11 protein-coding genes are annotated in these 5,974 nt (G+C 67.1%); 6 read left to right on the top strand and 5 right to left on the bottom strand.

Annotation, left to right across the window (positions count from 1 at the left end; translation table 11 throughout):
• Both Q7T84_RS16415 and pyrE read left to right on the top strand, forming a co-directional pair.
• Positions 1-393, top strand: a 393-nt coding sequence (locus Q7T84_RS16415; protein WP_304810960.1) for an aminotransferase class I/II-fold pyridoxal phosphate-dependent enzyme, incomplete at its 5' end; no start/stop codon positions are given.
• A gap of 1 nt (position 394) precedes the next feature.
• Complete coding sequence (gene pyrE / locus Q7T84_RS16410) at positions 395-922, top strand: orotate phosphoribosyltransferase (protein WP_304810958.1); 528 nt, start codon at positions 395-397, stop codon at positions 920-922.
• 119 nt (positions 923-1,041) lie between these two features.
• Here pyrE and Q7T84_RS16405 read toward each other — a convergent pair whose 3' ends face one another.
• Both Q7T84_RS16405 and Q7T84_RS16400 read right to left on the bottom strand, forming a co-directional pair.
• Positions 1,042-1,272 carry a DUF2171 domain-containing protein gene (locus tag Q7T84_RS16405; protein WP_304810956.1) on the bottom strand — a complete coding sequence of 77 codons (231 nt, stop codon included), beginning with the start codon at positions 1,270-1,272 and terminating at the stop codon, positions 1,042-1,044.
• Between the two features lie 55 nt (positions 1,273-1,327).
• Positions 1,328-2,965, bottom strand: a complete 1,638-nt coding sequence (locus tag Q7T84_RS16400) for a CHASE domain-containing protein (protein WP_304810954.1) — start codon at positions 2,963-2,965, stop codon at positions 1,328-1,330.
• A gap of 188 nt (positions 2,966-3,153) precedes the next feature.
• Between Q7T84_RS16400 and Q7T84_RS16395 the strand changes: the two genes are divergently transcribed.
• Both Q7T84_RS16395 and Q7T84_RS16390 read left to right on the top strand, forming a co-directional pair.
• A complete protein-coding gene (locus Q7T84_RS16395) occupies positions 3,154-3,744 on the top strand; it encodes a glutathione S-transferase family protein (RefSeq protein WP_304810952.1) in 591 nt (196 codons plus the stop codon).
• A 9-nt stretch (positions 3,745-3,753) separates the two neighbouring features.
• A complete protein-coding gene (locus Q7T84_RS16390; protein ID WP_304810950.1) occupies positions 3,754-3,930 on the top strand; it encodes a DUF4169 family protein in 177 nt (58 codons plus the stop codon).
• 117 nt (positions 3,931-4,047) lie between these two features.
• Here the strand turns inward: Q7T84_RS16390 and Q7T84_RS16385 are convergent, their stop codons facing one another.
• Positions 4,048-4,830: a Coq4 family protein gene (locus Q7T84_RS16385; protein ID WP_304810948.1), complete on the bottom strand. Its 783-nt coding sequence runs from the start codon at positions 4,828-4,830 to the stop codon at positions 4,048-4,050.
• 144 nt (positions 4,831-4,974) lie between these two features.
• Here Q7T84_RS16385 and Q7T84_RS16380 point away from each other — a divergent pair, with 144 nt between their 5' ends.
• Positions 4,975-5,184 carry a ribbon-helix-helix domain-containing protein gene (locus Q7T84_RS16380; protein ID WP_304810946.1) on the top strand — a complete coding sequence of 70 codons (210 nt, stop codon included), beginning with the start codon at positions 4,975-4,977 and terminating at the stop codon, positions 5,182-5,184.
• Here Q7T84_RS16380 and Q7T84_RS16375 read toward each other — a convergent pair.
• Both Q7T84_RS16375 and Q7T84_RS16370 read right to left on the bottom strand, forming a co-directional pair.
• A complete protein-coding gene (locus Q7T84_RS16375) occupies positions 5,181-5,312 on the bottom strand; it encodes a hypothetical protein (RefSeq protein ID WP_304810944.1) in 132 nt (43 codons plus the stop codon). The two genes, Q7T84_RS16380 and Q7T84_RS16375, sit on opposite strands and share 4 nt — an antisense overlap.
• 45 nt (positions 5,313-5,357) lie before the next feature.
• Entirely contained in the window at positions 5,358-5,579 is a 222-nt protein-coding gene (locus Q7T84_RS16370) for a hypothetical protein (protein WP_304810942.1), read from the bottom strand.
• 98 nt (positions 5,580-5,677) lie between these two features.
• Between Q7T84_RS16370 and Q7T84_RS16365 the strand changes: the two genes are divergently transcribed.
• A partial coding sequence (locus Q7T84_RS16365) for a UvrD-helicase domain-containing protein (RefSeq protein ID WP_304810937.1) occupies positions 5,678-5,974 on the top strand: 297 nt, incomplete at its 3' end.

Here is a 5,974-nt window from a genome sequence, read left to right as displayed (position 1 = left end):
AACCCCTCCTCCATCACGCAATGGGCGGCGGTCGAGGCGCTGAACGGCACCCAGGAGTTCATCAAGCCGAACGCCAAGCTGTTCGAACAGCGCCGCGACCTCGTGGTCTCGATGCTGAACCAGGCCAACGGCATCGAGTGCCCGACCCCGGAAGGCGCCTTCTACGTCTATCCGTCGATGGAGAAGCTGCTGGGCAAGACCACCCAGAGCGGCCAGGTCATCAACAGCGACGCCGACTTCGCGGTCGCGCTGCTGGAGCAAGAGGGCGTCTCGGTGGTGTTCGGCGCGGCCTTCGGCCTCTCGCCCTTCTTCCGCATCAGCTACGCGACCTCCAACGCCGTGCTGGAAGACGCCTGCACCCGAATTCAACGCTTCACCGCCTCGGTGAAATAGGGTGAGCGCGGAAGCCCGGGCTCAGCTCGCAGCCGATATCGACGCCGCCGCGCGCCTGACCGGCAGCTTCCGCCTGCGCTCCGGCGCTCAAGCCACCGAGTACTTCGACAAGTACCGGTTCGAGGCAGACCCGCGCCTGCTCGCGCGGGTCGCCCAGGCCATGGTCCTGTTGGTGCCCGACGAGGTCGAGGTGCTGGCCGGCGTCGAGCTCGGCGGCGTGCCGATCGCCACGGCCATGTCGCTGTTCAACGGCCGTCCCGCCGCCTTCGTGCGCAAGGAAGCCAAGACCTACGGCACCTGCCTGGCCGTCGAGGGCGGCGACCTGCGCGGCAAGCGCGTGGCGATCATCGAGGACGTGATCTCCACCGGCGGTGCCGTCCGCGACGCCAAGGCCCGCCTGGACGAGGTCGGCGCGATCACCGTCGCCGTGGTCTGCGCGGTGTGGCGCGCCGATCGTCCGCCCGCCATCGAAGGCCTCGACATTCCGGTCTTCGCGGCCCTGACGCTGGCCGACCTGACGCCCAGCTAGCTCGGCTGGAGCCGATCGACATTCAACCGAACGGCCCTGGATCCTCAGCTGAGGATCGCCGAGCCCAGCTAGAGAAACGGCCCGGATCACTCCGGGCCGTCTTCATCTGAGGCTGGGGGCTAGTGTTTCTCGCGCCAGGCCGCCTTGGCCGCGTCCTTGGTCAGGTTCAGGTGGACCTTCTCGTCGGCGATCTGGTCGACCCAGCTTAGCGGGATCAGGTGGTGCTTGAAGCCGCCGCCCAGGTCGAGCTTGGCCAGTTCGATGTCCTGGCCGATCACATGGTCGACGCGGCCGACGTGACCACCGTCCGAACCGACAACTTCCATATGTTCGCGAATGCCTGGATGCATGATGTCGTCTCCTTGTGTGGGGGTCGCAAGGAAACGGCTGGCGCGCGATTGGGTTTCAGGCTGCTGAGCCCAGCGGCAGCATCTGCTCCTCCGCGCCGGACGGCGGCAGCTTGAAAACGATGGTGCAGACGACGCCGGTCGGGGCGAACGCCAGGTCCACCACGCCGTCCAACTGGTGCGCCAAGCCCCCGACGATGACCCGCGATCCGAAACCCCGGCGATCGGGCTTGGTCACAACCGGACCGCCCTGCTCGCTCCAGACAATGCGAAGCTGACGTTCGTCCGTGACGGTCCACGAGACATCGACCCGTCCCTCCGGTCCCGAGAGCGCGCCGTACTTCACCGCATTGGTGGCCAGTTCGTGGAACGCCATGCCCAGGGCCACCGCCGTGCTGGGCGCGAGCCACACCTCCTGGCCGCTAATCCTCATACGCTCGCCATTGGCGCCTCCGTAGGGGACCAGCTCCGTCTTCACCAACTCCGCCAGGCTGGCGCCGCGCCAGTTGTCCCGGGTCAGCAGGTTATGCGCCTGGGACAGCGCGATCAGCCGCGCCTCGAAACTGTCGCGCACGCTGCTCACATCTGCCCCGTGTCTCAGGCTTTGGGCGGCGATGGACTGCACCGTGGCCAGGGTGTTCTTGACCCGGTGGTTCAGTTCGTCGAGCAGCAGCTTCTGGTGCGCCTCGGCGGCGATCCGGGCGACGATCTCCCGCTCCGCCGCAAGCCGCGCGCTGACCTGCCGCCAGGTGATGAAACCGATCAGCAGGCTCACCAGGGTCCCCGTTCCTAGAAACACCCAGGTCAAACCGGCGTCGGAGCCGCGCTCATAGCCCTCGCGCGCATGATAGAGGATGGTCCAGGTGCGGCCGGCGATGTCCAGCGTGCGGGTCGCCGCCAGACTGCTGCCACCGGCGAAACTCCCCGACGAGTGGTAGAGCAAGGTCTCCGCGCTCGGCTCGCCGTCATAGACCGCATAAGCGAGACCGGCTCGCCCGGCCGACGGCAACACGCTCTTCAGCAGGTCGCCGGCGCGGAACGGCGTATAGACGAAGCCCTGCAGCGTCTCGCGGCGCTCGGCCAGCGTCTCCGGCACGGTCCCGCCCCGGTACACGGGTTCATAGATCAGGAAGCCGGCCTGCTTGTCCTGGGCGACTTCCTGGACCACCTCCACCTTGCCCGACAACGCCGGCAACCCGGTGTCCCGCGCCCGGTCCATCGCTTCGCGGCGCACTGGAAAGCGATGCATGTTGAAGCCCGGCGCCACCACCGCCTCCCGCAGTTCCGCCGGCTCCAGGTAGATGATCGCGTGGACCTCGCCGTTCGGGTCCTGAAGTTTGAATTCGCTCTCCCCCTCGGCATGCATCCGAGCGACCAGCGCATCGGCCTCCCCGGGTAAAACCCGTGCCGAGTAGCCGATGCCCTGGACGCCCAGATAGCGGCGGGTCAGTTCCACCCGCTCGGCGAAAGCTCGAAATTCGGTGAGGCTGACATCCTGGCTGGCCGCGAACAGGCCCGCCCCGGCCCGCAGCACCGCGATGTAGGTTTCCAGCCGCCCGGCCACCGCGTCGTTGGCCTGGTCGACGACGCCGTCGAACCTCATCTGCTCGCGCGCCTGCCGCCCCTGCTCGATCTGATAGCCGCCGGCGACGGTCATGATCAGCCCGGCGACCACGATCAAGGCGGGCAGCGCCAAGCTCGGCCAGCTTCGAATGCGGCCCCTCGCCCATCTAAGCAACTCAATCGCCAAGGCTTTCCCCGATCTGAGCACTTCCTGCGTGCCTCATTCTGGAGAAGATGTCGAGAAATCCGCAACTCGCGGAGGTTGCTCTCACTCGCCACTCCGATACGGTCGCGCCGGGGCCCAGCACGAAGGAACCAGCGATGCTGATCTTCTACCATGCTCCCCAGTCGCGCTCAGCCACGACCCTGTGGCTGCTGGAGGAACTCGAAGTTCCCTACGACATGCAGATCGTCGACATCCGGGCCGAGGGGGGAGCGCCGGAGAGCTATCGCGCCATCCAGCCGCACAAGAAGGTGCCCGCCATCGTCCACGACGGGGTGACGATCACCGAACGCGCCGCGATCGCCGCTTATCTGGCCGACACCTATCCGAAGGCCAGGCTCGCCCCGCCGGTCGGCGATCCGCGCCGTGGCCCCTACCTTAGCTGGCTGGTCTATGTGGACGCGGTGATCGACCCCTGCTTCGTCGCCAAGTCGCAGGGCTGGCGGTACCCGAGCATCGGCGTGTCGTTTGGGCTCTTCGACGACATGGTCCGGCACGTCGAAAACGCCCTGACCGACTATGACTACGCGGCCGGCGATCAGTTCACCGCCGCCGATGTCAGCCTGGCCAGCGCCATCCACTGGGGCCTGAACATCTTGCCGCTGCTGCCGGAGCGGCCGGTCTTCCGCACCTATCTGGATCGCGTCCAGGCGCGCGCGGGCTTCCAACGCTTCATCGCCAAGAGCTAAGATCGGCTCATGAGCAATGTCGTCAATCTCAACAAGGCCAGGAAGGTCAAGGACCGCCAGGACGCCGGCGATCAGGCCAAGCAGAACCGCGTGAAATTCGGCCGGTCAAAAGCTGAGAAGACGTCGGCGAAGGCGCAGGCCGACAAGGCGCGCAGCGCCCTCGACGGCGCCAAGCGCGAGACCTGACGGCGCCCTGAAAACGGCGATGGGTGGAGGAGGCTCGACACTCCCCCACCCGCCTGGCGCAACACTGCGCCATTCGCGCGACCTTTTCCCCCCGGATTTGGCGCGCGCGAAGTTCCTTTACATCCGGCTCGGCACGGCTCCGTCGCGCACCTCGGCCGGGATGGAATCGTAAATCGTCGGCGGCGTGATCCGCAGGCGCTGGCGAGCGACCTCCAGCGGTTCGTTCAGCAGCCGGTCGTAGTCCTCGCCCAGCAGCCACGCGGCGGCCTTGCCGCGCTTGTAGCCCTGCCAGATCGCCTTGCCGGTCGGATACTCGCCGCCACGCGAACGCAGGGTCGCGCCGACCGCGATCAGCGCCCAGCCCAAACCCTTGGTCTGGGCGTAGGAGAACGCCACCAGGCACGCCTCGCCCAACCCGTCGCGGTGATAGCCCGACAGGATGTGCCAAATGTCGTGGACGTCGCGGGTCCGGCGGCCGAACCAGGCGTAGGGATGCTGGATGTCGATGTCGTTGCCGTCGATCCGGCTGACCTCGGCCAGCCCCTCGGCCGAAAGCTGCTCGGTGCGCACGAACTCGCGATAGATCGCGCCGACGCTGCCGTCCTTGAACGAGTCCAGCCAGGCGTCGTCCATCAGCCGCTGCGCCAGTTCCTCGCGCTCATAGGCGATGCGGCCGCCCTGGACCGTGGTCAGCAGCCGCTGATAGCCGTCAGCCGTCGCCGTGCCGTTCAGCGCCCGCATGATCTCGAAGACCTGGCCGGTGTCTTCCTTGTCGTTCAGCAGTCGCTGCAGCGCCTTCAAGGCGGCGCCCCAATAAAGCTTAGGCTTAGGCAATGGCGTGGGGCCAGCGACCGGGCTGGATTGGCGACGCATCGGAGCGTCGAGAGCGTCGGCGGTCATGGCCATAAAAAGCAGCCTCAGGCAAACAGCGTTCGGATTGGAACGTGACGCCAGTGTCATCTTTTGGCAAGCGCCGTGTCATCATCGGAACGCCGACGATTGAACAGTTTGCCGCGACGTGGCGCCTGGGCCACAAGGGAACTCATGCCACGGCTGCGCAAACGCTCCATCCTGCTCTCGGGCCACGCCACCTCGATGGCGCTGGAATCCGAGTTCTGGGCGGTGCTCGACGAAATGGCCCTGGCGCGGGGCGTCAGCCTCGCAGGCCTGATCGCCCAGATCGACGAAGGCCGTGGCGAGCGGCCCCTGGCCTCGGCCTGCCGGGTCGCCGCCCTGCTGCATGCCCGGCGCTAGGGCGCGGGCTTTGCGTCCGGCGCGATCACATAGCCCTGGGGCATGACGCCCGCCCCCGGCGGGTTCAGTACGCGCAGAGTGAACATGAAGCCCAACACCACGACAAAGCCCAGCAGGGCCCAGAGCAACAGCGGAATAGGCCTCCTGGGCCGGGGATCTCGATCGCTCATCGCCTATTTCGGAACCGGAATGGGGGCGTCAGGCAACCTCGGCGCATCTGGGATGGGCGGGACCTTCGGCACGTTGATATCGACATCGATGCTGGCGGGCAGCCTCTGCTCGACCGCCCCGGCGCCGGAATAGAGGAAGTAGCCCAGCACCGCGAGGGCGACGATCAGGCCGCCGACCAGGAAGGCCAGCCAAGGCGTCGCCCCGCTCCCGCGATTTTCGGCCATACGCGCCTCCTATCACCGTCAAGGTCGCCAGAAGAACGAACCGCCCCCGACGCGGTTCCGGTCTTAAGCCCCGCCGCGTTTGTGCTACATATGTTCCAATGTCAGTGCCTGAATCGTTCGACAACGCCCTCCCCGCCGCCCGCGTCAGCGATCTCGCGCGCGTGCGCGGTCCCGACTATCTCGAGGGTCTGAACCCCGAACAACGCGCCGCGGTCGAGGCGACCGAGGGACCGGTCCTGGTTTTGGCGGGCGCGGGCACCGGCAAGACCCGCGTGCTCACCACCCGGCTGGCCCACATCCTGGCCACCGGCCGGGCCAAGCCGTGGGAACTGCTGGTCGTCACCTTCACCAACAAGGCCGCGCGCGAGATGCGCGAGCGGATCACCCACATCATC

Source organism: Phenylobacterium sp., from assembly GCF_030654915.1.
In the GTDB taxonomy this organism is placed as follows: domain Bacteria; phylum Pseudomonadota; class Alphaproteobacteria; order Caulobacterales; family Caulobacteraceae; genus Phenylobacterium.
The sequence above is the reverse complement of the archived record's forward strand: the minus strand, read 5'-3'. Positions and strand labels throughout refer to the sequence as shown.

Excerpts from the sequence above, each read along its gene's own strand:
- Q7T84_RS16405 (WP_304810956.1), bottom strand. The coding sequence starts at position 1,272 with ATGCATCCAGGCATTCGCGAACATATGGAAGTTGTCGGTTCGGACGGT.
- Q7T84_RS16395 (WP_304810952.1), top strand. The coding sequence starts at position 3,154 with ATGCTGATCTTCTACCATGCTCCCCAGTCGCGCTCAGCCACGACCCTG.
- Q7T84_RS16390 (WP_304810950.1), top strand. The coding sequence starts at position 3,754 with ATGAGCAATGTCGTCAATCTCAACAAGGCCAGGAAGGTCAAGGACCGC.
- Q7T84_RS16385 (WP_304810948.1), bottom strand. The coding sequence starts at position 4,830 with ATGACCGCCGACGCTCTCGACGCTCCGATGCGTCGCCAATCCAGCCCG.
- Q7T84_RS16380 (WP_304810946.1), top strand. The coding sequence starts at position 4,975 with ATGCCACGGCTGCGCAAACGCTCCATCCTGCTCTCGGGCCACGCCACC.
- Q7T84_RS16370 (WP_304810942.1), bottom strand. The coding sequence starts at position 5,579 with ATGGCCGAAAATCGCGGGAGCGGGGCGACGCCTTGGCTGGCCTTCCTG.